The sequence below is a fragment of the Bradyrhizobium sp. GW821-FHT13H06 genome, from assembly GCF_058803975.1.
Window position 1 is genome coordinate 716,360 of sequence record NZ_JBXAPN010000003.1, and the last position, 26,481, is coordinate 742,840.

Sequence of the window (26,481 nt, forward strand, 5' to 3'; positions counted from 1 at the left end):
CGGTGGATCGGTGAACTGTAAGAGCGGCCGGCGCGAAGCGGGCCAGGACACCAAAACCCGGCGCTGGTCCCCCAACATAAGCCAACCGGGTGGTAACAGACCAGGTGAGCCGAGGACGCTACACCTTGCGCGTCGCAGATAGGCACTGAGGTCAGGGGAAAGGTCCGCAATCGGTCGCAGCGTGGGCAACTCGGCCCACACCTTCCATTCCCCAGGCGCCATCCGCCGTAGTGTCAGGACTGGTCTGATGTACGGGTGGGGAGCGCTCCCACCGACCCGAGGCGACGTGCTTTTGCCGGTGCCGTCCGGAAGATGGCGCGTGGTTCCCTTGACTTGGAGCCGTTCGACGGCTTGGCGCGCGTCTCGGAGCCAAGCCCTCGCCGCGCTCGCTTTCTGAAGATCTGCAACGATACGCTCCAAGGTGATTGGAAGGATGAACTGCGCAACCGCCTCGGTTCGACCGCCGAGGAGCGCCATCACGATCCGGCCCGCAATCTCTTCCTGCTCGAGAAAATTCCGAAAGCGCGATGGGGCATCGTCAGACATGCTCGCCAAGAAGCGACCAATCTTCGCCGGATCGCCTCCCAGCATTTTGGCTAGTTGATAACGCCACTGGTACAACGCGCGAGCCAGTTGAGATTGCAGATCGCGCGGCAGAAGAGCGTGGGTAATGGGCCACGCGATGATAGAGAACCACTTAGCCCAAGGCCCTGTCGGCTTTAGACCTGCATACTTTTCGTGGAATCGTCGGAACCAGAGCCGGAGCGTACGCCGATCAACGCAATGTCGCCATTCCGGGGTTCGCCGCTCAAAGGTCGTCCAGTATTCATCGCCATCATATTCGTAGCCTTGCTCCGCAGCATAGACGACCCAGACAAGCCAAAATCGTCCCGGCTGCTCGGAGCCGCCAAGCGACCGATTGAGCAGTTTTCCGAGGTTGCCCCGTTCGTCGGAACCAAGACCATGCTCAATCGCAAAAACCGGCAGGGCCTTCGCGCGCCGAGTTTCGGCAAGCGCAGCGAAGTGAGCCTCGAGACGCTTCTGCCAATCATGAAGGGTCGCGGCTGAGCCGACGACCGACGCGCTAACCGACGACCGCACAGAGCGGCCGCCGCATGTGCTTATTCAACATACGGCCCCCCCACCACAATTCCTTTTGCCTTGGCGAATCGCCCGGCTAAATCAACAGGCGAATTATGCGGATTAGCGCAACTAATGCTAGTCCAACGTCCGTCTAAGGAAACCGTCGGCAGTCAGAACCTATTGATCTGGCGTAAAGCCCCGCTGGCAACTGCCGCTGCCAGCCGGCCAAAACCTTCGGGGTTCTAAAGTCCAGGCCTTTTGTTCCAGATTTGTGCGTCCCTCCCTCGGGCCCGCCCAGATCGAGCGTTTTCAGTGGATCGTGGCGGCTCAGGGGGGCGGCAGCGCTAAAAGGAGCTGACGGAGCCGTCGGATTGCTTTATCGGTTAGCGGCGAGGTCGCCGGCAGTGTGGAATAAGAGATAAGAGAGATGTCGAAGGTTGCCGCAATCCGAAGAGGGGCCGGTTCGGCGCCCGACACCTCGATTATCGCCCTGGATCGCTTCATCCAGTCAACGCGGGACTCCGGTTATAAGGGCACCGTCAGTGCCGTCGCCGAACTGGTCGATAACGCTCTGGAAGCATCCGCCCGGCGCATCGACATCCACATTCGGAAATCGACAGCGGGGGATGATTTCGAGGTCTCGATTCTGGACGATGGCACCGGGATGGACGCAGAGACGCTGACAGAGGCGTTACGCTTCGGAGGAACGACCCGCTTCAACAGCCGCAAGGGATTAGGTCGATTCGGCATGGGACTGCCGAATGCCTCGCTCAGCCAAGCCCGGCGCGTGGACGTGTACACATGGCAGCAGGGCGAGGCGCCGATCACCAGTTATCTCGACGTTGATCAGATCGTCTCCGGCACCCTCTCGGCTATTCCGAAGCCAATGCGTCAATCGCTGCCAACTGGCGTAAAGGCCAAGAAGTCCGGCACCCTTGTGGTCTGGACCCGTTGCGATCGCCTCGACCATCGCCGGGTTTCCACGGTTGAAAAGCGTCTGCATGCGGGCTTGGGGCGCATCTTCCGCCACTTCCTCTGGGCCGGGACCGTGATCGCGCTGAACGGCAAAGCGATCGATCCCGTCGATCCGATATTCCTCCAGGCGTCCTTTGAAGACGGTGACGCTAAGAAATTTCAAGATGTCATCACGGTCGAAATCGCAACGGAGCCCGAAAATCCATCAAGCCCTGCGGCACAGGTCCAGATACTATTCACCGAGTTGCCGGTCGCGGAATGGCACGAACTCTCAAATGACGAAAAGCGCGCCCGCGGCATCGCGAATGGCGCTGGTGTATCGATCGTACGTGGCAGACGTGAGGTCGATTTCGGCTGGTTCTTTATGGGAGCGAAACGCCGGGAGAATTATGATGATTGGTGGCGCTGCGAGATCAGATTCAACCCTGACCTGGATGATGCGTTTGGCATCACTCACACCAAACAGCAGATTCGGCCGAAGGAATATCTGATCGAGGCGCTTGAGCCGATCATCGAGGACACCGCCAAGGCGCTCAATTCGCGTGTCCGGCAAAAGCATCTGAATCTAAAAACCGAGAAGACTGGTATCGAAGCGGAAAAATTAGCGACTAAGCGACATGATCGCCTGCGTCCGATTCCGAAAACTAAGGGCCACGTTGCCGATACACGAGCGCTCTCCGACCTCGCAGATCGTCATGCGCGAGTGAAAGAGGCGCTGACAGAGAAAAGTCCGGACACAAAGTATCTTTTAGTCCAAGATGAACAGGACGCCGGACCGTTCTTTAAGCCGTTGGTCGCGGACGGCGTTCTCGTCGCGGTTCTAAACTCCAATCACCTCTTCTTCCGAAAATTCTACGAACCGCTCGTCGCTCAGAACGGGTTAGATTCGACGAAAGCGTCGCACGTGATCAATCTAATGCTTTTGGCCGCAACACGTGCCGAAGCGCTTTTCAGCAACAAGGATGAACGAAAAACGCTCGCCAAGTTCCGCAAGGAATGGAGTGAGGTGCTAGACGCTCTCCTGCGTTCATAGGACGAAAGTGAGCGCGATTGACATTACACCTACGGCGGTCACGACGACGGCTTCTAAGCGACTTCTTGCGCAATTTGTAGCCGATCTGTCTGCCGTGGGTGCTGACCTTGTGGAGGTTAAGTCACAGCGGCTCCGCGCGCGAAGCCGCTTGATTGCTGATGCCGAGAAATTGAAGACAAACGACAAACTCGGTCTCATTGCATCAGCCTCAGTTATCGCCGATCTGGTTGGCCAAGGTTGGCTTATCAAAGTCAACAAGAAAGAGAGAATTCTCGCTCACCGCCCGTCCGATGACGACGAGGAAGTACGTGTCCACAAGCGCCGCCGTTATCAAGCCGCACGCGAGGCCCAACTTAGGCAGCCAGCCACCCGCGCATTCATCGAGCGTATGGAACGGGGCGTGCTTACGAGCACCGGACGCCACTCGATCTTCTCGTTAATGCGGGATGGTCGACATCTTCAAATCGAGATTGCCGGCGCACTATCGGGCACATCAGGCAAAGTACTTGCCGATCTCGTGCGGCCTTATATCCAGTTTGTTCACTCCACGTCGAATTGCGCCATCACCGGCTTACCGCTGCAGGACATCTGGCGCTACTTTCGTCACACCTGGACCAATCCCTATGAAAGCGTGCCCGGACGCAGCATGCTGTTTCTCGTGCGCGATGAAGCCGCACCCAACCACCCGGTCATGGGTATTGGAGCCATAAGCAGCGCTGCTGTCCAACTCGATGCACGAGACCGCTTTATTGGGTGGCTCGGCGAAGATATCATTGCCGAGTGCCAACAGAATCCCAATCCAGAATATTCCGATTGGGCTCTCGCAACGATCGACAAGGCTTTGAAAGCGATCTACCGGCAAGACTTCCTTGAGAAGGGAATCTTGCCTGCGAAACTTCCGAAGCACATCCCGCAGCCCGTTATCGCCAAGTTGCAAAAACTTGCAGCGAAAGCGCGCGAAGAACACTACGCGCGCGCGGAAGCGACACAGAACAAGAAGAACGGTGACGCGTCGGGAGTCAAAGCGGCAGATTGGCAAAGATACGCACGCTCGCTGCTTTTTACCTTTAAGCGCGCACGAGAGATCGCGGCCCTTCTTGATACTCGTAATACGTTGCAATCGGCTTTCGATGGCGTTGCCAAGGCCAAGCGACTCGAAGCCCTATTAGCGTCAGGAGGCGGTCGCACGGCTTTTTCAAAAGTCGTACGACTTGCCCGTTCGATGACAGTTGGGACAGAGATTGCTGATCTTACGGTCTGTGGTGCGGTGCCGCCATACAATGCGCTTCTGGGCGGAAAGTTGGTGGCGATGCTGGCCGCAAGCCCCGAAGTCGTTCTTGAGTACAGGCGGCGTTATCAATCGCTTCCCAGCATCATCGCTTCCTCAATGGCCGGCCGTGCGATCGTGCGTCCTGCAAATCTGGTGTTTATTGGAACCACCAGCCTCTACGGCGAGCGTCCAAACCAATACGACCGTACATCGTATCCGTGCAAAGTCGTCGGAGGCCGGAAAGGCGAATCTGTTCGCTATAGATATCTTACGAGTCTGGAACGAAACCGCACGTCGGGCATCGGTACGTTTCAGTTCGGTCACGACACGAAGGCCGCAATCGAGAAATATCTATCAAGCACAACTAACGGACGCCGGGTTAACAACGTGTTTGGCGAGGGCACGAGTCCAAAACTGCGCTCGCTCCGTGATGGCCTGAATGCTCTCGGCATGAGTTCTGACGAAATGCTCCAGCACGGCATAGAAAAGGTGGTCTACGGCGCAGCATTGGTCTCAAACCCTGCCAGGTATCTCCTTCGACTAGATGACGTGCCTCACTACCTCTTCTCGCTCGATGAGGCACAACAGAGCACGGCCAGGATCGCACAACATTGGTTTGAACGTTGGGCTTCGGCGCGTATGGAGCGAGCCGAGACAGAACAGAAATTGTTGGCTCACACGCTTGTGCGGCCGGTCCGCCACGGGGCTCGCGTATTGCTCCCCAGCGATGATGCAGATCAACTGTCCTTCCGGATTTAGCAATCCACTAGCGTCACGCGAGGAGTGGCTGAAGCCGACATTGTGCAAAGCGGCTGCGGAGCGCTGGGCGGGTTGCGCGCGGTGTACAGGACCAACAAAGGGGCAGTAGTGATATCTCAACTTCTGAGATGCTTGCGGAGGCGTCTGCCGTCCTGGCGACCATCCTTTGCTTCAGTGAATAATTGATTCCGTTGCTCGCCCAAAATTCTCGCTGTATCGCAATTTCTCAGCACCCCACACCAAATTCCCGTTGCCCAATCGGGCGTACAGAAATCGCAATGAAATCTCTCGCTTCGGCAACTGAACGTCACATCTACACGGCACCCCGTAGAGTTGGCCGCAGGGCCTCATGCCGCAACCGTTTGAAAATGTCGAGAGCCGGCACCCAATTTCGTCGGGTGCGTTCCAAAAGGGAGAGCAAGTGCTTCCAAAAGGTTCTGCAGATCGCCGGTACACAGCCTCGGAAAACGCCACGCTGTAATTGCTGAGTGGGATTCGAAGTCTCTCGCCTTCTCTTCTAGAGCCGAGATGAAGTTCCAGATGAAGTTCCATACCATTCGATGTGCGAATCCGCGTCCTCAAAACCGCTTCCATCTTAGAAGGGTTTTAGCGGCTTCCGGCCTTCCGAGCGGATGAACTGAACAGAGCCTGCTGCTGGTCCCACTCAGCTGGTATGGATTTCAACAACTGCGCCAGCTCAAGCCCGCCAGGCTGCAGGCCGTTCAGGATGGCTTCGGTGATGGCCGGCGATAGCAACGTCAGCCGAAGTACGCGGCAGAGATAAGACTCGTTGATCTTCTCAGCCTTGGCGAGGTCTCGCACCGAGCTAAATAGGTTTGATTCAAGCATGCTGCGCCAGCGATGCGCCCGCACCACGGCTTTGACCAACGTGTTGTCGACCTGAGGCTTCGGCGGTGACCAAGCCTCCGCATTCGCGGGGGTAACCACCCGTTTGCGTCCACCCTGCCGGCGGAATGAGATCGGGATACTCACGACCAAGGTTCGGCCATCCCGACCGAGCTTCGGTCGCCCTATGGGCCCAAGTGTGAGGGTGGTCGGCCTGTTCATTCGGCTGCCTGCTGAAAGGGTTGTGGTTGCAGGTCCGAGGAGAGTGAGGTTAGGCCCTCGATCTTTAAGGAAATGTCCATCCGCTCGGCATGCATGTCGATGCGCTCCACGAGCAAACCGACAATGCGAGCCTGTTCGGCCGGAAAAAGCTCGTCCCAGAGGTCGTCAAAGCCGAGCAGGGCGCTCCGCACCTCCGCCTCGCTAGCTTCGGCGGATTGCTTGCGGAGAGCACGCCAGGTCTGAACGATGATTTCGGGTGTTTGCAGCAACCGTCGAACTTGATCGATGATGATACGCTCTAACTCGGCGGCGGGCACCAACTTGACGGGACAGTCTGATCTGCCCTGCTTCATCGCGGTCTGGCTGATGTAGTAGCGATAGAGCCGGCCGGACTTCCGGGTGTGAGTTGGCGACATCGCCGCGCCATCAGGCCCGAACAACAGACCCTTCAGCAGGGCAGGGGTTTGTGCCCGGCTATTGTTGGCGCGCTTGCGCGGGCTCTCTTTGAGGATGGCGTGGACCTGGTCCCAGAGCTTCCGCTCGATGATCGCTTCGTGCTCGCCCGGATATGAGGTCCCCTTGTGAACAGCCTCGCCAAGATAGACCCGGTTGTGGAGGATCTTGTACAGCACACCCTTGTCCAGGAGGTGCCCGTATCGCGTTCGTTCGTTAGCCGCGACGAACTCGCGGGCCAGAAGGGTCGCGGACTTGAGCTGTACGAAGCGCCGAAAAATGGCCCGAACCCGCTCGGCATCGACCTCGTGAATAAGCAATTTGCGGTCGCGGACTTCGTAGCCGAGCGGCGTCCAGCCACCCATCCATTTGCCGCGCTTGCGAGAGGCCGCAACCTTGTCACGAATGCGCTCCCCGATCAGTTCGCGCTCGAACTGGGCAAAGGTCACCAGAATGTTCAGAGCCATGCGGCCCATGGCATCCTTCGTGTTAAAAGATTGGGTGACTGAAACAAACGTCACCCCATGGCGCTCAAACAGCTCCACAAGGTTGAGGAAGTCGAGCATCGACCGCGAGAGTCGATCAATCTTGTAGACGACGATGACATCTACCTTGCCGGCCTGGACAGCAGCAATGAGCCGCTTCAAGGCAGGCCGTTCGAGGTTACCACCCGAGAAGCCGCCATCATCGTAGCGATCGGAAACCGCAGTCCACCCCTCGGCTCGCTGGCTCACGATGTAAGCCTCACACGACTCGCGCTGCGCATCGAGTGAGTTGAAGTCCATGTCGAGGCCTTCCTCGCTCGACTTCCGGGTATACACCGCGCAGCGAACCTTACGAGTTGCAGGGCGGGCCGAGCCGGCTTGTTCAAAGGCGCCGGCGAACGGGCTAGCTGCGCGTTTTGGCGATCGACGGGAGGTCATTTGCCAGCCGAATTCTTGAGGCCGAAAAAGACCCAGCCATTCCATTTTGTGCCGGTGATCTGGCGGGCAACTGAGGACAGAGACTTGTAGGGGCGGCCCAGATATTCAAAATCGTCGTGGCGAACGGTGACGCAGTGCTCCACGCCCTCCCATTCGCGGATCAGCTTCGTCCCGGCGACGGGGCGCAGAGTCGGCCGGGCCTTGCGGTCTGCCGGCTTCTGATCGGCATATTGCTTGGCCATGGCCTTGAGCCGTTCGGTGGTTTCCCGGCTCAGGCCGCCATAGGCCAATTCCTGAATGCGGTAGGCCAGCCGGCTCTCCAGGAAACGGCGGTTATAGGCAGGAGGCTCCGTATCGAAAAGATCGCGCCAGCGGGCCTTTAGAACGGGGGCAGAGGCGCCTTTCATGGCCGCCAGCTGCGCCAGCACGGATGATTTCAGGGCCATTTCGCGTTCTCCAGTACGGGTCGAACACCGCTCTGGCCGGGCGAGAAGTGAAGTGAACTTTCTCCCGGGTTCGCAAATTCTGCACTGGACTTCCTGGCGTTAAGGCGCAGTAGGCCGGCTGCCAATATCTCGGCGATATCTGTAAGATGTTCCGAGCGATCCGAAATGGAAGTCGAATCTGTGGCTTTGATCATGAGAAAGAGGGCGACTTGCTGCAACTCTTCTCCCATGCCTCGACCATGTCCAATGGATAGACCACCCGGTGGCCAATTTTGAGGTACCCGGGGCCGATGCCCTCTTGCCGCCAACGCTGCAGGGTGCGGTGCGAAATCGAGAGGCGCCGTGCCAATGCCTTTTCGCTGAGGTGCGCATCCATTGCCAAATCTCCGTGTTAGTACCTGTGACTACGCAGCGGAGTTTGTTGATTCGCGATCCAATTGTCGGCGGGCCTAAGGAGGTCGTCTGGCGGTAAGCCCTAGCATTGAAAATTCAACGCATTCTATTTTCATTGACTGGCGGGAGGCTGCTCGGAGGCTCCCGAGGGGGATCGATCGCCAGGCGATACATACCTTTACCGTCAGATTGAATGATTGACCTTCCGTCCTCCCTAGTCTTCAGCACATCGCTCAATTTCAGCTGCGATGAGCCGGCGAGTTCCAGTATTTTTTTACCGTTTCGCCACCCGCTGCTGTCGCCGAGCCAGGCCTCATGCAGAACACGCACAATGTTGGCCCACTGTGGCGACAAATCGTAACTGATCCCGTGCAGCCATATGTGACGATAATCTGGGTCATGGCGGAATTTGTTGTAGCCGAGCTGACCAAGATCGTCGTCCAGCCACTTCGGGATCGTCCTGATGTTGCGGGGCATAACTGATAGCTCGAAAAACTCAAGCTTTTCAAACTTGTGATGTTCTCCGACGGCTTCGAAGAATTCATAGTCGATTTCGAGAATGTCCCAGAGGCTTGGCTCGATAGGAATGCGCCCAGAGCCACCTTCCGGGATTCCGGATCCGATGATGACAGCGTTCGACAGCAGTTCCTTGAATGCTTGGTCGGCTGCCTCACGCAGCTTCTGATATTCGCGCAGCGTAACTGGATCTCCAATGACGCGATAAACAGCGACGTCAGAGGGCGGCTCAGCCTTACCTGACAGCCTCGCCAATTGAGTTAACTGCGCTTCGTCAGTCCATTTCCTGAAGGCGCTCTCCGGATCAAGCCCCCGCTTTGGTCGATTTGGCATGAGCGACATGGCATTTCCTTGGCTTAACTCTTCACCGGTTTAGAGCGCCGGTGATTCGGGTGTTTTCGTCATCTTAGCGCGCCGTGACATGTCCTTGGGCCGGGCTCCCTCATGTCATTGTGGATATTCGGTTGCGCTCTCTTACCCGCAACTACTCCATTCCGTCGCGCCACCTTGCAATCCAATGTGCCGAAATCCTTCTGTATGCGTGCAACAGGAATGGACAGCATGGGCCGCACAAATCAGCCAGGGGCTTTCCCGATATTGATCGCCTTCAAGGTCCTTGCGCTGACGGACCACATGTCAGCAGTAGAGCGCCGGGTCGGTGCGGCCCTGCTTGACAGCTTCAATCGGAAAACCCGGCAGTGCGATCCCAGCCTTGAGAGAGTGGCGGGCCTTTTGAATGTCCACCGCCGCACGGTGATCCGGGCTACCGCGAAGCTCGAAGCTCAAGGACTATTTCGTAAAATTCGGCATGGCGGCCATTCACACCGCAATCAATACGAACCAATCTGGTCCACGTTCACTGATCTCGAAGCCAGATGGCGCGGCCGGTTCGAGGCCGCCGCCCGCGAGCGCCGGACAGGAATGTCATCTTTAGCAGGGCCCGAAAGTCACAATGCTGGTGACCCCGGAGTCCCCCAAACCTGTCGTCCTAACCAATCTAAGCTAACCTCGTCGGATCGCCGCGTCGATGCAACCAACGGCCGGCGGAGCCTTTCGGTAATTAGCGAGGGCTCTGCAGTTGAGACCCCACAGCCTGCATTGTGCGCGACAGCCAGTCCTACAAAAACATCGACGCGGTCCCTAGACGCAGCCCGCACTGCAGCCGAGCGTCGTTGGAGCAACGATCTATTACGAGATTTCTCGGGCCGCCCTGCTGTTTATGCGAGCGTGGTCGATTTTATCGATGAGAAGCTGCAAACAGCGGCAACGGACGCCGAACTTTGCAGGCGCGGCTGTGGCAGCTTGCTTATCGTAGAGCGATATCTTGAGGACTCTATCTACCTGGGTTCACGCATAATGCGATCGGACGAGAAGTGACGTCGGGCTGCCGGGGGACGGGGGCGGGTCAAAAGTCGGTCGGTTTGCAACGAGCGGACCGGCGCCACTCTCATTCAGGGATTTTTTTCCCGCGGAGGCAAACTTTAGGGCCTGTAGCTGGATGCATTTCGGACCTGTCAGCAACGAAGCATCTGCGCAACCTGCTGGAGATCGTAACTTATTGGGAGCGCGCGACTTTTTCCCTCCGTTTTCTTCGCTTGGTACGCTGTGTGTCTCAACCTAGTGAGCAGGCCGTAGAATCGACCATTATTTTCCTGCGCGGCACCAGTGAAGCAACGGCGGTGGTTTGGAAAAAGTGTCGCGAAATTCCCCAGGGGGAGGGTGCCCGATGACGGCGCAGTGTTCAGAGGCCAAGACATGACACAACAAGCGACTTACCCCGAAGAAACAACCGCACGGCTTCAAATCGAATACTGGCCACTTGATCGGCTGATCCCCTACGCGCGCAATGCGCGCACCCATAGTCCGGCCCAAGTCGCCGAGATCGCCGGCAGCATTCGCGCCTTTGGCTTTTCGAATCCGATCCTCGTCAGCGAAGACGCAGATATCATCGCGGGACACGGCCGGCTGGCCGCTGCTCGCAAGCTTGGACTGACAGAGGCGCCGGTCGTGGTCCTCCGAGGGTTGACGGAGGTGCAACGCCGCCAGTTGGTGCTTGCCGACAACAGGATTGCGCTAAACTCCGGTTGGGACAGCAAGATGCTGAGCCTCGAACTGGCGGACCTGTCCGGCTTGGGGGCCGATCTCGCCTCTATTGGCTTCAGCAAGAAGGAGTTGGCGGCCGCGCTTTCACGGGTCGAGGGCGGCTTAACGGACGAGAACGATACCCCCTCGATCGTCGAGGCCGCAGTCTCCCGACCAGGCGACATTTGGCAGCTCGGTCCCCATCGAGTTGCGTGCGGCGATAGTCGAGATGCAGCTCTCGTCCGTTCACTGCTGGCCGGTGTCTTGCCTCAATTGATGGTTACCGATCCGCCCTACGGCGTTGAGTACGATCCGGAATGGCGTCATCGCCGCGGCGTCAACAATTCCAAGCGGACCGGAAAGATTCAGAACGATGAGATCGCCGATTGGGAGCCCACATGGGCTTTATATCCAGGCGAGATCGCCTACGTCTGGCATGGTGCTTTACGCTCGTCCATTGTAGCCGAAAGCCTCATCAAGAGCGGCTTTTCGATTCGCGCGCAGATCATCTGGGCCAAGGACCGCTTAGTGATGAGCCAGGGAGACTATCACTGGCAGCATGAGCCCTGCTGGTACGCGGTCCGGAAGAAGGGCAACTGGACCGGCGATCGCAAGCAAACGACGGTCTGGAACATCAGTAGCGGCGGGCAGGATGCCGAAACCAAGCATTCGACCCAAAAGCCAGTCGAATGCATGCGCCGGCCGATGCTGAACAATTCCAGTCCGGGGCAAGCTATCTATGAACCCTTCCTTGGAAGCGGGACGACCCTCATCGCGGCGCAATCGTGCGGGCGTATCTGCTTGGCATCCGAGATCGACCCATTGTTCGTCGATGTCGCGATCCGCCGATGGCAAGCCTTTACAGGTGAGAGGGCAATTCGCGAACGAGATGGCACTTTCTTTGAAACACTGCAGCAGGAGACGCTGTCGCCGGACGGCGCTCGTGATCCCATGGCGTAATCGAGAACGGATATGCGTGGCCGTCGTCCAAAACCAACGAGGATCAAGGCTTTGACGGGTAACCCGGGGAAACGCCCTCTCAATGTGCACGAGCCGCGGCCTGAACCCGCACTACCTGAGTGCCCACCGCAACTCAATTCGGTTGCCAGGCGGGAATGGGCGCGGCTGACCGGCGAGCTTTCAAAGCTCGGCCTCATAACTCACCTCGATCGCGGCGCCCTAGCCACCTACTGCGGCGCCTATGCGATGTGGGCAGAAGCGATGGAGCAGATCCAAAAGTTCGGTACGATGGTCAAATCACCGACCGGATATCCGATACAGTCGCCCTACCTGGCAATCGCCAATCGACAGGCGGAAATCATGATGCGCATAGCGTCGGAGTTCGGTTTCACGCCTGCAAGCCGCAGTCGGATAGTGACCCCTCCGCCAGATCAACTGCCGCTCTTCGCCGGATTAAGTCGGGAAGACGAAGATGCTAACGATGCCTTATGATGACGGTCGATGGGAACGGTCTGCCATTTCTCCTCGAGCCTGTCCCGAATTTAGCCCTATCTGGCAGACAGGGCTAACGTCGGCCAAAGCAAACTGAGGGGAATCGTGCTTACGGAACAAATTGCCGCAACCTTCTCGACAGTCATGAAAATGAGAGGGGGTGTGGCGTCTACATATGAACGCCAGCCACAGCTAACCCTGTCTGGCAGATAGGGCTAGTCGAATTGCTCTCTCGCTCGAAGCCTCCTAGTCAGCCGTTGGCCTGCTTCTTCCATAACAATGGATACGCGCACTCTTGTGCACTGCGGTGGAAACCTCATTCCCCCATTTTTGCCCAACGCGCTGGTCTGCTCCTCCCGATAGGCGCCGGCACTGAGAAGGCTATCTATGGTGTGATTTGATATATTCACAACCGAAGGGTCTTGGTGCATATTATCAACCGGAACGAGAAGGCAGGTGTCGGCAAATTGATACCACCTGTTTGTGACGAGCGGCCGGATGATGTCGGCGGCATAAGCTTTGTTATTTTAGGATATCTCGGCTCGCCTTCAGGCCCTGCCAATAAGTGTGAAGTCGGCCATCGTTTTTGGACTTATTTTGTTGTTCGATTGTGGGAGGCGGAGGCCAATCCCCAATGGGTGAACTTGAAAAGCTCAGTGGATTACAAAAGCGGGTTCTGAGAGAGGCAATTCTAGATACCTTCGGCCGCGATGACTTGAAGATCATGCTGTCGGATGAGCTTGAGGTCGATCTCGGCAAGATTGTTGGCTCCGGTACCTTCGAAAAGGAGGTTTTCGAACTCATTGAGTGGGCTCGAAGGCGAGCCAAGCTTGGCCGCTTGATCGGCGCGGTGGTGGCTCACAGGCCCGAGTTGGCCAACAGCATCACTTTTGCAGCAGCGCCTCCGCAGGCTGCTTCTCATCCGAGCCAGCTCGAGCGCCTCGTCCGCAATGGAGAGGGAATTGATCGCTACGGCCCGATGCTCGATAGATTTCTAGCATTGCAGGGACAGATCTGCCGAGTGGAGGCGACGCTCGGCGGGACTGGGTTTTTGGTTGCGCCCGATCTAGTGCTCACAAACTTTCATGTACTGGAGCCAGAGATCCAAAAAGGTCGCTACGACGGGGTGACCTGTAGATTCGACTTTCTTTCGGAAGCTTCGCGCGGTGTGGCGGTGCGCCTCGCTTCGTCCGAAACTTGCGTCGCGCACGCGGGGTATGCCCCGGCCGATGCCACGACGGGAGGTCGCTTGCCGCGACGAGGCGAACTTGACTATGCCCTAGTCAGACTCGCTTGGCCTGTCGGCAATGAACCGTTAGAGAGGAATGGGCAGCTTCGCGGCGCAGTAGCGGTTTCGTCTTCAGCGCCGGTACCGACTGAACAAAAAATCCTATTTATCGCTCAGCATCCCCAAAATGGCCCATTATCTTCAAGCTGGGGCCTCTCGCGCGGGCTGGCGAGCGGCGGCTTTCGCCTTCGGTACACGGCAGAAACCTTGGCGGGGTCATCGGGATCGCCTGTCTTCGACGGCGATCTATCACTCGTCGCGTTGCACCACGCCGGAGAACCAGGCTCAAGCCTCCAGCCCGGCGAATACAATCAGGGGATTCCGATTTCACTTATTGTCGCGGATTTGGCGGAAAGGTCGATTGAGGCGTTTTGGGAGTAGTTGTTATGAGCTGGAAAATTAGCGGAGCGGCGATCGGAAGGGCGCGGAAGATTCTCTTCGATCGGACTGAACGATCAGAAGTGATTACTGCAATAAGTGATCTCGAACTTCGTAACCCAGGACTTTCAGACGATCTGCAGTACGAGCCATGGCTTCAGCAAATGCTGGACCGATTGAATAGGGACTTGCAACTTCCGAGATTATTTGAAGAGCTCGCGAGCAGACTTGAACAAGTCAATCCCGGCGATCACAATGCGAGCGAACTGAGGCACATTGTAGCAAGCGCTCGACCGAAAGAGTCACAAGAGCCGGCGTCTGATGCCAAACGGCACGGCGAGAAGTTTGACCCGCGCAAGCCGCCAGCAAGGCTAAGCCGCATAATTCTTCTCGGTGAATCGGCAGCCTATAGCGCACCGCCTGTGGCCAAATCACGAGAAACTCTGCAAATCGTGCTTCAGCAAGCCTTTAAGGACGAAAAGGTTGATGTGATTGATTGGCATGATATGTGGAATGCTCGCCACGCCAAGCGTGCTGAAACAGGCGATGCAGAAGCGCTTTTCGTTCGCGTGGTCAATACGGACAGCATAGATGATGACTTGGAGCCGCTGATTACGCTACCGCGAAAAATTGCCCAAAAGCTTGAAATGGACGGCGCAATCGACGCCTCTCAGATCGTTATCTGGAATTGCGATAGTGATGGAGGTTTTGCGAATGAGAGCAAGGCCGATCAAGAGCCGCTGACGAATGGCGATGAGCTGCGCCCCCCAAGACACAAAGCCGTTGAATCGCGGCTTTCGCAAGAAAGGCTACTCCTCAATCAACAGCCGGTTGCCGATCTCGTAACTGTCTTACGTTCACGGCTACGACTAGAACGGTGGCCGCCTGCACTCAGAATAGAGCACCCAGGCGAGAACAAGCTGATCGAGAACAAGCTGATTGAAGTAATAGTTTCTCGAACAATGGGAACGTGCAAGCCACCATATCCGCAAATGCTTTACTTAGAGGCTACGTCGACTGAAAGCTCCGAAAGCTTGACGGATGAACTCGATGAAATTGTAAATAATGACGCGGCACGAGATGGGCTTATCATTGCCATTCACGATTTGAATTTGAGTCTCACGGACGATCGCAATGCGGCGCTGTGGGCGTTTCAGGACAGACTCAAAGAGTATGACGGCCTGCTAGAACCAATCATCAGGACAAAGGGTATACCGACAAAGAAAGTAATCAAGCTCGCAGTCATTATGGCGTCCGCCGACAAGCTGCCTCGCGGTGGATATCCATACTCATATTTGCATCGAGACTGGACAGTCGTTGGCATGAAGAAGGACGGCGAGGCCGCGAAACTCGAAACTTCCGATGAGCGCAAAATAAAGAGGATGGTCGATGAACTGCTGAGAGCGAACTAATGGAATCCGGCAAGCGAAAGCCAATATCGCAATTTTCAGCCGCATTTGAAGCTGAGCGCATCGGCAGTGGCGCAGTTGGTTCGTCGCACCAATCTTCGCTGCCGAAAGACGAGCACGGGTTTCCCCTCCCTTCACCTCGGCCCTATCCAGGACTGCGGGCCTTCACTCCTAGGGAGGCGAGGCTGTTCTTCGGGCGTGTGAAGGAAGCTGGAGATTTACGCAAGCGCTTGGCAGAAAGGAATGTCGTCGTCATTCTTGGTGGCTCAGGGTCGGGGAAATCTTCCCTTGTTCTCGCGGGAGTGCTGCCGCGGCTCAATGATGTCGGCAGGATACCCGGCCGGAGAGGACGATGGTACACGTTGAGCTTCCGTCCAGGGGACGATCCGAGCCAGAGACTATTCGATGCACTTTGGGCGGACGTTTGCCTGCCTCTGCTCGCACTCAAGCAAGGCACTTCTGTTTTTGCCGAAGTATTCGGCGGAAGAACAGTGTCCGAGCAGAAAGATGATTGCTGGTTAGGGGAATTGCGGAAACGTATCGACGCCGTTGTCAGGCCGGGCGGCACCTTAACCGTTTCTGGAGTCTACGACTTTCTAGCAAAGCTAGATGATATCGACTCGCAGCTAGCGGAACTGCGTGACAGCGTTAGGTCAGGAAAGGTGAATCTACTCCTGCTGATAGACCAGTTCGAAGAGCTGTTCCGCGATAAGGTTCAGGCCAATAAGCAACGAGACATCAAGACAATCGTTTCTCTATTGACCTATGCCAGCCAGCATCGAGACGAGTCCCTCGTGATCGTGGTCACTCTGCGCTCAGAAGAGCTGCATCGCTGCGTCGAAATCGAGGGACTGGCGCCCATAATTAACTGGGGCTTCTATCTGATCGATAGGCCGAGTATTGATGCACTCAAGTTAGCGACGATCAGTCCCGGTCATGAAACTTTGGCTGCGTGGGGCATAGGCGTTTCTGAAGGTCCAGGAACCGAAAGCAATCATGAGCAGGGAAGCGCGCCCTTTTCGATCGAGTTCATGGAAAAGCTTACTGGTTCAATCAAGAAATTCCAGGAGGGGGCGACCGCAACTTACGTTCAAACGGAGAGCCGTCGGCGACACCAAGCCGATTTGCTTCCATTGTTCCAGCATTACTTGCGCATTAGTTGGGGCGCAGCAGTCGGTCGCTGGGGTATGGATGAGGCAGAGACCGCAGTAGTGGAGCTTTCCGATCTAAAGGGTTGGATCGCTGCAAGAAGAGGACGCGTCCAAGAGCTTCGGGAGTGGATTCGTAGGACCACCCAATCAGAGGAACTTGACGTTGCTGTTGTTCCAAGAAATTTGCTCGAAAGGTGCTTCGACACTGCGTTCGCGGTTACGCTGAGCGAGGCAGTTATCGGCAAACGCTGGGATGAGAGGGAGGCGTGGCCCGACAACGACAGCGGAATGCATAGACGCCTTCGACTTGTTCAGGCGACCTTCGTCGCGCTCGCCACGCGCGACGATAAGGGAAATGATGCCCGAAGACCAGCAAGCGCCGAGGAGATTCTTGCCGCCTCCTATGAACAGGCGAATGCTGATGAGCTAAAGAACATCCTCTCCTTCTTCAAAAATCGAGATTACCTGCAGGGCGGGGAGAACGGCGAGCCATATGACGTCAGTCATGAGGCGCTCATTCGCAACTCGTCTGAGTATCAAGCGTGGTTGGCGGACGCGAGGAGAGTGACCGATGCTCTTATCCGAGCAAATGCGGTGCTATTAGCTGCTGGGACGGAGGTAAAGAGCTATCCGAAATCCAGCTCATTCTCTGTGTTGCTGCGCAAGTCAATCGCGAGCATATCACGAACCCTGCGGAACGCGTGGTCCAGCTACTTCTTAACCGACTTAAGCAGCGCTGGGGCGAAATTCTCGGAAGCTATGTGTCGAGAGCTGGAGCGCGTTTTTGGTCCAGGCGCGGTCTTCAATCCAGCTTGGATAGCCAATCGCGCACGACTAGGCGACGCTGACATCGATCAAGCTCAAGCGCTGCAGCGAATAGAATCTGTTTGGACCAAAGCTTATCGCTGGCACACTGACATCGAAACGCAAACGAACAAGGTATCGACGTACTTCGGAATAGGCCTGGTGAAGGAGGTCCGGGCAACAATTAAAGGGAAGAAAGCGCCTCTCAGGCCTGTAACGGGACGTACGCTTCGAGCAATTAGAGCCAACGCATTGGCTTATTTGCTTATACTCCCACCACTAGTTGGCGCGGTGCTTTATCTGAGCGTTTGGCCGCTACAGCAGAGGTCGGCACTATTTTCTGACTATGCCTCCAACAGTCGATCGAGCCAGTTCCGCGAAAGGCTCCTCCTGCTGGCTTCGACGCTTCGTGACAGTGATACTTTGATTGGCTGGCTAGCGTTAGACGCTAACGATCTCAGGCGACAGACGAGGGAGTTGTTGCTTCGTTCGCCGATCTTCGGAGGAACGTTCGCTGCGGCTGCGTGGAGCGCTGACGGTAAGCGTGTTGTCACGCTAAAGAAGAAAAACGACCCCCTAATTGTGCACGATCTATCGAATATGAGTAGCGGAACGCCGATAGAGTTGCCCGTTGACACAAGTGAGCCGGACATTGCTCCACCCCCAACGATCGGTTTTGTAAGGGAGAAGAACGGCGAAGCAATTGCCGCATTTCGCAGCGTTTCGGGCGCGCTTTGGGTTGGAAGAGAAGGAACGCAGTTTACTAAAGCCCTTCAACTGTCCGCAGAGAGTCGTTCACCAGGCGAATGGATCCAGCGAGTCATTATACTCGATGATCACGTGAAGATCGTCATGCCTCACTTCGCGAATGGCACAATTAATGAAATGAGTCTGATAGACCTCGATCGCAGTAAGGGAGGATATCCTCCATCTGCTGACGTAAAAAAGGTTCAGCTTGATTGGTCGCCAGCGGAACGGCAGGCGTTTAGGCAGCCAGTTCTATCCGAAGACTGCAGTGCTCACGCATTCTTGGGCAAAGAAACTGATAGCGAACTTCTCTCGAAAAATGACGTTATGCCAGGTTTCTTCGTTTGGATCCGCACTGATGGTGCAACGAAAATCGAACGCAAGAAGCTCAATGGCTTGTTGGCTACTGGCGGTGCGGTCGCCATCGCACGCAATTGCGGCTCCGTCGTGGTTCGCGACGACGGCGTAGATGGAAAGGTGAAGCTGCATCTAATCGCAATCGAAGGCGGTAAAATTGCCGACCCGATAGCCTTCTCACTGGAGCATCTAAGTGCCGATTTCATCAACAACGTTTCACCAGTCTTCCCCCAGACTCAAGCAATCTTTGCAGCTGCTCCAATTGGCGAAAAATCTTGGCGCGTGGGTTGGCCAACCGACCATGGCCTAGCGGTGGTGGATCTGCGCCCCGACACTGCAGGCCTTCCGAGCCCTCTTAATCAAGATAAAACAATGCTTACCGGGATACGGGGCGGTTATGAGACCGGCGCGTTGAGCATTAGCCCAGATGGAAAATATGCATTCTTGATCCGGCAAGAGACCTTCGCAGCACCAAATCAGGTGCGCGTATTTTCTCTCGATCTCGAGAAGCGTAAAACCGAGCTTGAGGCGCTAAAGACTACAGAGGGACTGGTGCGAGAGGCTTGTCGGATTGCGCAGCTTGAGGACGGCAGTTCCACTTTGTCTGAGGCCGAAATGCTCAACTGGTTTAAGGCGAAGGGGGCGCCTCAGCCGTGCCAATAAAATTGAGACTAGCCTGAGGGTTTTGCTCCCCGCGACTACAGCCATTGTACTCAAAAAGGAACTCGGTTCGCGAAAACAGCAGGAGGGCGAATAAAATGTCCGTTCATAAGCTAAGTATTCCCTATTCTTTCATACTAGCTCTATCGACCGTCGACGCAACTATCGGTGCGGGAAATGTTAACGGTATCGCCGACGTTCAGATTCTTGGACGCGCGCCAGGTCTCTTGGAGCAGGCATCGACTTCAGACGGTCCACAATCCAAAGAAAAGGATCTTGTGCGGTTAGCTCAAGGGTGCTGGTACGGGTATTGGCGGCGTTGTTGAGCCATGCTGAACCCACGATTGATCGTCCTCCAGTCAACCCCGTACTGCAACATCGATTGCGAGTACTGCTACTTAGGGAACCGAAACGATCGCCGTTTGATGGCTGCCGAAGTGGTCGATGCAATCTGCGAGAAGCTGTTCTCTCAATTGGATAGCGATGCAGCGCCTAGGGTCGTATGGCACGCCGGCGAGCCCACGGTAGCGCCAATTAGTTGGTACCAGCGGACCTATGAAAAACTTCGTCGTGTTTCTCCGCCGGGTACGACGTTCGCTATTCAAACAAACGGTGTTGCGATCTCATCAGAATGGATCGAGTTTTTGCGCCAGAATGACATTCATGTTGGCATCTCTATTGATGGTCCGGAGCGCTTTCACAATGCAAGAAGGAAGACCCGTGCGGGGGAAGCGACGTGGTCGCTCGTAATTAGAAACTTTCACCGCCTCCAAGGGGCAGGGCTGCATGTCCACGCCATTTCCGTACTGAGTCCTAGTAGCCTGTCGGCAGCCGATGAATATTACCGGTTCTACAAAAGTAATGAAGTAAGCCACGTTAGCTTCTCCATTGACGAGGCTGTTGGATCAAATCCGGTGAGTTCCTTCGATGGAGCCGATTACAAATCTGCTATAGTTGTATTTTTGCGAACGCTGTTAAGGCTCGCGTTTTCTGAGCGCTATTTGCTTCACATACGTGATATCGAACGGATTGCGCAAATTCATTCCGAGGGCGTGCCTGTCTATAACGAGCAGGTTAGGCCCTGGGACATTATCGCCATTGCCGCAAATGGAGACATCACAACGTTCTCGCCTGAATTTATGGAGCTAAAATCGGTTGAGCATAACGACTTCTCCTTTGGCAACATTCTTCAAGGCGAGTTTTCTGACGTCCTCGAAAGCTTAGTCGTCAAACAAACGGCAGACGAAGTGGCCGCGGGAGTCGAACTTTGCCGCAAGACGTGCCACTACTTCCCGGTATGTGGAGGCGGATCACCCAGTAACAAATTAGCTGAGAACAAGACCTTGGTATCGAGCGAGACTTCCTTCTGCAGACTTTCCATCCAAACAGCTGCAGATGCTCTCAACGAATTCCTGAAGGAAGTTAGTCACGATTGCAACAGCGATAGCGCGAAAAGCGTGCTTTAGAACTACTTGTGCAGTTCACAAAATCACCCGATGAAGCGAATTTGTTCCAACGTTCTAAGGGGCGCTCGCTTTAGACCGCTGAGCGTCTCTTCCGTGGTCACCAACGGGTCGAAACTCGCTAGCTTGCCAAAATTAATGCCGCTGCGCGCCGCTATCGAATGAACGGGTACCTGCGTCGCTACACTCAGCTGTGGTGATGTGAAGGCCCCGAAGACGAATTCCTCTTCAGGAAGTGTGCTTTCTTGATCCATCTCATAGCCGGTCGCGCACAGCTTCCCAGTCCTATCATGGACAAATGCTATCACTTTCCAAAATGCCAAAGGTATCCGGACTCCAAATCTCTCAGGATCGTGCTTTTCGAAATATGGACCGGTGAATACTGAAATCTTCATTTCGTCTTCTCGAGCGTGGTCTAGTGCGTAGTCCTCAAGAGCTAGCCATATCGGCGAATTGAAGGCTTGCATTTGCGGAGCCACATTCGTGACGTGCATCGAATCTTCGTTGCCCCGCCTGGCCGCCTTTAGATCACCCCAACCTGGATCTTCCCGCCGCGTCATGTGGCCGCGGCTAAATCTCGGTGGGTTGCCGTAGCATTCATTCATGATCTGCTGCGATTTGGCTATTCGTGGATCCCATTTCCAACCCACCCTCGCGCTTTTTCTTGAGAGAGCGCCGTCGATATTGACGGCGCTGAGCAAGCACATGCGTCGACTGCGGCTCATCACAATCGAATAGTGCTCATAGCGCAATTCGGTTTCTATCTTTCCATTGAATTCGAACTCCAGGACGTCGTCGGAGCCACGTTCTACAGCAGGCAAATCAACTCTCAATTCGTCCATCCCCAAAAAAGTGGCTCGATATCCAGCCCGATCACGGTAGTCCTCAGCTCTCGCCTCTTCTCCCTCGACTGCGTCATTGTCACAGCTGACCATTGCCGAGGGTGGGTTGGGCTGCGCGATGCCAGGAGATCTCCTAGCGTCGCCGACTGAAATTGTTACTGTAATTGGGATGGTGATGCTGGCGCTATTGCGTGCGGTCGATGCTAGCTTGTCGGGCGGAGTCGGAACCATGACTGGCTGGAATGACTTGCGAGCGCTTACTTTAGGAGACGCTAGCGTTCTTGTACGAAGGTTCTCCAGCAGGCGTTTGACGATGTCGGCGCGGACCGCGTAATTGGTGGCAAGAAAGCTGCCACTGAAATGGAGGCCGAGCGCCTCTCCGCTTTCGAGATCAATGACGGCAGAACCGGAGTTTCCGCCGAGCGTAGTGCAATTGTGTAGAATGCGCGTCGGCTCGATATCCGTTATTGCTCCCGGTGCAAGCCGCTTTTTGTTATAGATTCTGCCGAAAATATTCTCCATCAGATCCGGCTCGGGAATGCGGCTATCGTAGGCTGGATAGCCTATTGTGGCGACGTTCCGCGCGATCCCTATTTCAGCGGCAAGGCCGATCGGCATCGCCAGCTTTGAGCTACCGTTTGTGATATCGACCTCGAAAAATGCTAAATCTGGTCCCGGTTCTGCCGATATATGCAACGGTCTGACCAGCTTGAAAACAAGCCTCGCTGGATTGTCTATCTCCTGAAGGAAGTCGATGCAGGCGCTCATCTGTCCGTCCAGACCGGACCGAAAAGTAAGACCACTTCCCTCTGTTGTGGCAAACTCGCGCGCCACATGCCGGTTCGTTACAAGAATATTCTCTGCAACGAGCCAGCCAGTACCGGCCCAGTCTAGTCGCCCGCCTTGAAGATCAATGCGCCCGACAGCGCGAATTGCTTGGGTAAGCCTGGATTCTGCCTTGCGCAATCGCGCTAACCAGATCTCGCTGTCAGCCTTGTCAACAAAATCCAGCTTCGCGATGTTGTCTCGGATTGCGAGAACAGGCCGTGTGCGACGCAGGACAATACTTTCTAATGCGAGCGCTTCTTCCGGAGGCCGGGCCGGTGCCACAGATTCGAGCCCTGGGCGTGCTCGTCCGTGATCGGCACTCTCAGCCGACAATTCTGGATCGCTATCATGCACCAGGTCATTGAAGGCGCGTAAGCGCGCCAGTTGCTGCTCAATCGCTCCCATCTCGTGCCCCCTTTACGAACTTACTTAGCTAGATTGCGACCTTGGGTGCAGCCTCATGCCTGTGCACTCCCGCACGTCGTCCTTTTGGCGAGGTGCTAGGCGTTGCCGGTGAAGTAGATCACAAGTGAAAAATCGTGCAACCATAGGTTTGGAAGCTAGCAAAAGATCCCATAACCGCGCACTACGCGAGGGGCGCTGAGCTTGGCTCTGCGATCACACGTTAAGCGCTCGGCCGCCGGCCGAATGGTTTCATAACAACGCGTACGCGAATGCGACCAAGTCGATTCAATTGCACCTGGGCGTTCAGGCCGCGTTTGCCTCGGATTCCGTGATCCGCTGGAATTCAAACAGCAGTTCCTGGAAGTGCTTGGCGAGATAGCCGACCACCCGGCCGTTGCGCAGCAGCTTTGAGACGAAGCCGACCGCCAGAACCAGATCGAGGTGGTCGGTGCCGTAGGTCTGTTCAGCCACTTTGAATTCCCGGGCGAGCGAGGCCGATTCCCGCTCCATCAACGACAATTGCTCATCCGACAGGCCCTTGGGGGCGCGCGGGGTGTAGCCGGCCGCCAGCTGATTGCGCGGCGTCGCCGCCACTAGAGAGCGCACATAGCTGTTCGAGAAGTTGTTCATCGCGATCATCAACTCGGCGGCTTCGATCTGCCGCAAGGGCGCGAGCTTGCGCAGCTCAGAGAACGAGTTGAGGGTTAGATGCTTTTCTTTGAGCAGGTCGACGGCCTCCACGCAGATGCCGTCCAAGAGCTTGCGGCGCCTGCGGATACTGGCAACATCGACATTCAGCGCCTTGGCAATCCTGGCTTCCGAGACGCCGTTCTCGATCGCCTTTAGGATCATACGGTGCTCTTGAATGATCGCGATGCGGTTGACGCGCTTGTTGTAGGTGAAGGCTTCATCTTCCGTTGAGATCAGGCATTCGACCTCGAGCAGCCCGCGGTCTCGCAACACCTCCAGGCGTAAATGGCCGTCCAGAAGCAGGAATTTGCCGGAATTGTCGCGGCTTCGCGCCACCACAGGCGGCTCGACCAACCCGATCTCGCCGACGGAGGCGGCGATCTGCCGATACTTTGGCGAACGCTTCACCTCCTCGGACACCAGCTTCAAGGGCTGGATATCGGCCAGCCTGACCATGGCGGTCCGTTCCTCAAAGCCCATTCGCACCGAAATGTGAGGTCGGCGCGCCATCGCCTAGCCCTGCCCATGCAGCCGTAGCGCCAAGTTCTTGGGCAACGTATCGAGCCTTTCGTCCTCCAATATTGACAGAAATTCCGGCTCAACCAAAAGCTTGCGCAGGGCTTCAAGAATGAAGATCAGACGGGCCTTGGTGCTATTAGACTTGCGGATCAGCACCCGCTTGCGGTCAACATCCTGTCGGTAGGCCCGTAACAGCGCATTGGAGCTCATCGGCAACCCATCGGTTCGTCTCGGGCCGGTCTTATACCCCTTGCCCCGACGTCGCCGCTGCTCGATCAGCTTCTTGGCTGCGAGAAGCCGTTGCCCTCTCAGGAGCTTTTCCTCATAGGCTTGCTGCAGCACGGATTGGATGTCGGCGTCCTGTGCTTGCGAGATCATGACGGCAATGCTGACCGGCATCTGTCCAGCCTCGACGGCGCGGAGCAACCGATGCTCGCCGCTCTCCAACAGGCTACTCACGCCCTTGACATACTCGATGCTAAGTCCGGTTTTGCGGGCGATATCATCGAAATCGTAGCCACGCCCTCGCAGCCCCTCGATGTCATGCAGGAGGTCAATCGCGCGGTGCTGACGGCGGGCGCAGTTCTCAACCAGGCTCATAATGGCGCTGTCTTCATTGCTGGCATCGACCACGACGGCAGGAATCTCTCGTTGCCCGAGCGCCTGATAAGCTTCCAGGCGCCCTTGTCCGCACACGAGGTCGTACCGCGGCTCACCTTCGCTCGTCTTCCGTTTGACCGTGATCGGCCGCTTCAGCCCGAGTTCGGCGACACTCGTGACGATCTCCTTGAAAATCCGGCGATTGCGTGCGCGTGGATTGACGACATCGATGGCTCCGACCGGAATGATCTCAATGCATTGCGCCGATCCCATAGCTGACCTCCATCAGTTGCGAGCGCGCCGCGAGTTCAAACAGCATATCGAGCGCGTCATAGCGATAGGCATCTAGTGCCAGGCCATTGTGTTCGGCGAGGGCAAGCTGATCGGCTTCCATCTCGAAGCGTGGCAAAAGATAGTAGTCGAGTACGCCACTGTTCATCTGGTTCATCCGGATCGCTACCGTGATGTCCGGCCGCAGACCCGCATCGAAGCGGATCTTCCAGCGGTAGGAGCCAGCCATGGTCTCTTGCGACCGGACCAAGCAGAGGGAAGCGGTGAATTCGTCATTGACGGTGAGAAGGTCGGTTTCGGCGTCCTGTCGGACCGATCCTCCGATCTCTTCGATCCCGAGCACCGTCGCGGCAATAAAGTCCGGATACATCCGACGCAGCACGCGATTGATCTCGATGTAGCGGTAGTCCCGGTCTGGGCTGAACCCAATGAGTTCGTAGGCGCGGATCAGGCTCCCAAAGCGAGTGCGATAAGCGCTGCTGGACGGACCGACCTCGAGTTCATCTATGATGATTCCGGAGAGATAGCCGTGTTGCTCCAAGAGCCCGCGGAGCACATCGAGAAGCTCCTCATCGGAATAGCGCTTTGAGCGATCGGAAATGATGATTTGCGCGGATCTAAATGTGTCTTCGTCGACGATAGGCTCAAAAGCTTGGTCATGACGTATCCAACTTTCAGGGGGATTGTAGATCCGACGTCCCTTGAGCTTGCATGAGCATCTGTTCCAGACATTGTTGCCAATGTACTTCTCGTTGATGAGGATCTGATGCACGGTCGCCCTGCTCCAGGAGCGATCGAGATCGGTGGTGATGCCTCTGGCATTGAGGCTGTCCGCGATTTCCCGCTCGCTCTTGCCTTGAACGACGAAGGCCTCGTAGATGAACCGGATGGTCTCGATTTCTTGTTCGGGGCCGGGGATGAGCACGATTCTGTCGGTTTGGATGCTTTTGTGCTCGCCACGAACCAGCTCCGCTTTGGCGACACCATTTTGATCGATTAATTGCCGTCTCAATCCGAATCCGGCCGGCCCGCCTTGGCGATAACCAAGCTCGATCAAGCGCCGCTGCCCGGCAAACACTTTGACTGACAGTTCTCGACTGTACTCGCCGGCCATCGCGCGCTTGACGCCCTTGACGATGGTCGACACCGGGCTTCCATCATTCTCGAATTGCTCCGCGCAGTAGCGAACCGAGATGCCGGCGCGTTTGCAGATGTATTCGTAATAGGCGCTTTCGTCCGCGTCTTGGAAGCGGCCCCAGCGACTTACATCGTAGACGAGGACCGTCGAAAAGTCGGCCGAACCGTTTTGAACATCCTCGATGAGCTGTTTGAGAGCCTGCCGGTCATCAAGATTGAGGCCGCTCTTGCCACTGTCCTCGTACGTCTTTTCGATACGAAGGCCGTGACGGGCAGCGTACTCGCGGATCGCTTGTGACTGGTTCGCTGTGGAATATTGTTGGTGGTCGGTCGACATCCGCACGTATTCCGCCGCGGGTTTGCCGGCCCGGCTTTCCAGTTCAGCGCCTTTATGAGACGTGTCCTGCAACATCGTCGCCCTACTAGCGTCAAGAATGAATGATCGAGTATTTGAAACTA

21 protein-coding genes are annotated in these 26,481 nt (G+C 56.2%); 12 read left to right on the forward strand and 9 right to left on the reverse strand.

All coding sequences use genetic code 11. The annotated features are described in order from the left end of the window. Nucleotides 1–333: 333 nt before the first annotated feature. The 4 genes from AC1RQP_RS15755 (at nt 334) to AC1RQP_RS15770 (ending at nt 5,120) form a co-directional block, all read left to right on the forward strand. Nucleotides 334–600: a hypothetical protein gene (locus tag AC1RQP_RS15755; RefSeq protein WP_492937621.1), complete on the forward strand. Its 267-nt coding sequence runs from the start codon at nt 334–336 to the stop codon at nt 598–600. Between the two features lie 138 nt (nt 601–738). After that, nucleotides 739–1,068 (forward strand): hypothetical protein, encoded by a 330-nt coding sequence (locus AC1RQP_RS15760; protein WP_492937622.1) that lies wholly within the window; start codon nt 739–741, stop codon nt 1,066–1,068. Between the two features lie 442 nt (nt 1,069–1,510). Beyond that, nucleotides 1,511–3,091, forward strand: a complete 1,581-nt coding sequence (locus tag AC1RQP_RS15765; protein ID WP_492937623.1) for an ATP-binding protein — start codon at nt 1,511–1,513, stop codon at nt 3,089–3,091. 7 nt (nt 3,092–3,098) lie between these two features. Further along, nucleotides 3,099–5,120 (forward strand): Druantia anti-phage system protein DruA, encoded by a 2,022-nt coding sequence (locus AC1RQP_RS15770; protein ID WP_492937624.1) that lies wholly within the window; start codon nt 3,099–3,101, stop codon nt 5,118–5,120. Nucleotides 5,121–5,726: 606 nt separating this feature from the next. Here the strand turns inward: AC1RQP_RS15770 and AC1RQP_RS15775 are convergent. From AC1RQP_RS15775 to AC1RQP_RS15795, 5 genes are all read right to left on the reverse strand, one after another. Next, complete coding sequence (locus tag AC1RQP_RS15775; protein ID WP_492937872.1) at nt 5,727–6,113, reverse strand: hypothetical protein; 387 nt, start codon at nt 6,111–6,113, stop codon at nt 5,727–5,729. 71 nt (nt 6,114–6,184) lie between these two features. Then, complete coding sequence (locus tag AC1RQP_RS15780; RefSeq protein WP_492937873.1) at nt 6,185–7,564, reverse strand: recombinase family protein; 1,380 nt, start codon at nt 7,562–7,564, stop codon at nt 6,185–6,187. Further along, entirely contained in the window at nt 7,561–8,010 is a 450-nt protein-coding gene (locus AC1RQP_RS15785) for a DUF2924 domain-containing protein (RefSeq protein WP_492937625.1), read from the reverse strand. The genes AC1RQP_RS15780 and AC1RQP_RS15785 overlap by 4 nt, the downstream gene beginning before the upstream one ends. Before the next feature lie 190 nt (nt 8,011–8,200). Continuing rightward, a complete protein-coding gene (locus AC1RQP_RS15790) occupies nt 8,201–8,386 on the reverse strand; it encodes a helix-turn-helix transcriptional regulator (RefSeq protein WP_492937626.1) in 186 nt (61 codons plus the stop codon). Nucleotides 8,387–8,499: 113 nt separating this feature from the next. Further along, complete coding sequence (locus AC1RQP_RS15795) at nt 8,500–9,261, reverse strand: hypothetical protein (RefSeq protein ID WP_492937627.1); 762 nt, start codon at nt 9,259–9,261, stop codon at nt 8,500–8,502. A gap of 219 nt (nt 9,262–9,480) precedes the next feature. Between AC1RQP_RS15795 and AC1RQP_RS15800 the strand changes: the two genes are divergently transcribed. From AC1RQP_RS15800 to grrM, 8 genes are all read left to right on the forward strand, one after another. Next, on the forward strand, nt 9,481–10,296 hold the full coding sequence (locus tag AC1RQP_RS15800) for a helix-turn-helix domain-containing protein (RefSeq protein ID WP_492937628.1): 816 nt from the start codon (nt 9,481–9,483) through the stop codon (nt 10,294–10,296). 378 nt (nt 10,297–10,674) lie between these two features. After that, nucleotides 10,675–11,961 carry a site-specific DNA-methyltransferase gene (locus tag AC1RQP_RS15805; RefSeq protein ID WP_492937629.1) on the forward strand — a complete coding sequence of 429 codons (1,287 nt, stop codon included), beginning with the start codon at nt 10,675–10,677 and terminating at the stop codon, nt 11,959–11,961. Nucleotides 11,962–11,973: 12 nt separating this feature from the next. Further along, nucleotides 11,974–12,453 carry a phage terminase small subunit P27 family gene (locus AC1RQP_RS15810; protein ID WP_492937630.1) on the forward strand — a complete coding sequence of 160 codons (480 nt, stop codon included), beginning with the start codon at nt 11,974–11,976 and terminating at the stop codon, nt 12,451–12,453. Nucleotides 12,454–12,878: 425 nt separating this feature from the next. Further along, on the forward strand, nt 12,879–13,133 hold the full coding sequence (locus AC1RQP_RS15815; protein ID WP_492937631.1) for a hypothetical protein: 255 nt from the start codon (nt 12,879–12,881) through the stop codon (nt 13,131–13,133). After that, nucleotides 13,088–14,122, forward strand: a complete 1,035-nt coding sequence (locus AC1RQP_RS15820; protein ID WP_492937632.1) for a trypsin-like peptidase domain-containing protein — start codon at nt 13,088–13,090, stop codon at nt 14,120–14,122. Before AC1RQP_RS15815 ends, AC1RQP_RS15820 begins: the two co-directional genes overlap by 46 nt. 5 nt (nt 14,123–14,127) lie before the next feature. Further along, complete coding sequence (locus tag AC1RQP_RS15825; protein WP_492937633.1) at nt 14,128–15,531, forward strand: hypothetical protein; 1,404 nt, start codon at nt 14,128–14,130, stop codon at nt 15,529–15,531. Further along, nucleotides 15,531–19,250, forward strand: a complete 3,720-nt coding sequence (locus AC1RQP_RS15830) for an nSTAND1 domain-containing NTPase (RefSeq protein WP_492937634.1) — start codon at nt 15,531–15,533, stop codon at nt 19,248–19,250. Before AC1RQP_RS15825 ends, AC1RQP_RS15830 begins: the two co-directional genes overlap by 1 nt. Before the next feature lie 326 nt (nt 19,251–19,576). Further along, nucleotides 19,577–20,713: a cyclophane-forming radical SAM/SPASM peptide maturase GrrM/OscB gene (gene grrM / locus AC1RQP_RS15835; protein WP_492937635.1), complete on the forward strand. Its 1,137-nt coding sequence runs from the start codon at nt 19,577–19,579 to the stop codon at nt 20,711–20,713. A 23-nt stretch (nt 20,714–20,736) separates the two neighbouring features. Here grrM and AC1RQP_RS15840 read toward each other — a convergent pair whose 3' ends face one another. The 4 genes from AC1RQP_RS15840 to AC1RQP_RS15855 all read right to left on the reverse strand — a co-directional run bounded on the left by AC1RQP_RS15840 (nt 20,737) and on the right by AC1RQP_RS15855 (nt 26,434). Beyond that, nucleotides 20,737–22,785, reverse strand: coding sequence for a DNA/RNA non-specific endonuclease (locus tag AC1RQP_RS15840; protein ID WP_492937636.1), 2,049 nt, complete (start codon nt 22,783–22,785; stop codon nt 20,737–20,739). 303 nt (nt 22,786–23,088) lie between these two features. Further along, on the reverse strand, nt 23,089–23,895 hold the full coding sequence (locus tag AC1RQP_RS15845) for a plasmid partitioning protein RepB C-terminal domain-containing protein (protein WP_492937637.1): 807 nt from the start codon (nt 23,893–23,895) through the stop codon (nt 23,089–23,091). A 93-nt stretch (nt 23,896–23,988) separates the two neighbouring features. Then, nucleotides 23,989–24,867: a plasmid partitioning protein RepB C-terminal domain-containing protein gene (locus tag AC1RQP_RS15850; protein WP_492937638.1), complete on the reverse strand. Its 879-nt coding sequence runs from the start codon at nt 24,865–24,867 to the stop codon at nt 23,989–23,991. Continuing rightward, nucleotides 24,845–26,434 (reverse strand): recombinase family protein, encoded by a 1,590-nt coding sequence (locus AC1RQP_RS15855; RefSeq protein WP_492937639.1) that lies wholly within the window; start codon nt 26,432–26,434, stop codon nt 24,845–24,847. Before AC1RQP_RS15855 ends, AC1RQP_RS15850 begins: the two co-directional genes overlap by 23 nt. Between the last annotated feature and the right edge of the window lie 47 nt (nt 26,435–26,481).